General features: G+C 46.8%; 1 protein-coding gene. It reads left to right on the top strand.

The window, feature by feature from the left end; genetic code table 11:
• The coding region (locus R7Z77_RS26105) for a DNA polymerase domain-containing protein (RefSeq protein WP_318137144.1) at positions 1 to 654 on the top strand (654 nt) is incomplete at both ends.

A 654-nucleotide genomic window follows, 5' to 3' on the forward strand; every position in this document is an offset into this window, starting at 1 on the left:
CTTTCGTAGCTCATCCCAAAGCCAACAGGGGTTTATCTCAATTCCCGGACGTGTAGTACTCGATGGCATCGATACACTAAAAACCGCGACTTATCACTTTCGGTCTTGGTCATTAGAATCGGTTTCACAAGAATTACTCGGTGAAGGCAAAGAGATCCATAACGTGCATGACCGTATGGACGAAATCAATCGCATGTATCGCTCCGATAAGCCTTCACTTGCCAAATACAACCTGCAAGATTGCGTGCTGGTAAACAAAATCTTCGAGCATACTCATCTCCTCGCGTTTGCTATTGAACGGTCGAGGTTGACGGGGGTTGAGTTGGATCGCGTCGGAGGCTCAGTCGCGGCGTTCACCAATCTTTACTTGCCACAAATTCATCAACCAGGTTACGTCGCACCCCATTTGCACCCTGAAAACTGGATTGCGAGTCCCGCCGGTTACGTAATGGACTCTATCCCTAACCTTTATGACTCAGTTTTAGTGCTGGATTTTAAGAGTCTATATCCCTCTATTATTCGCTCTTTCTTGATCGACCCAATGGGTTTGGTCGAAGGTTTATTACTGGACATTGGTAAGGATGACGATCAAGCCGTGCCGGGCTTTCGTGGTGGTCAGTTTCATCGTTCTAAACACTTTTTGCCAGAGATGAT

The organism is Vibrio sp. 1401 (assembly GCF_033340295.1).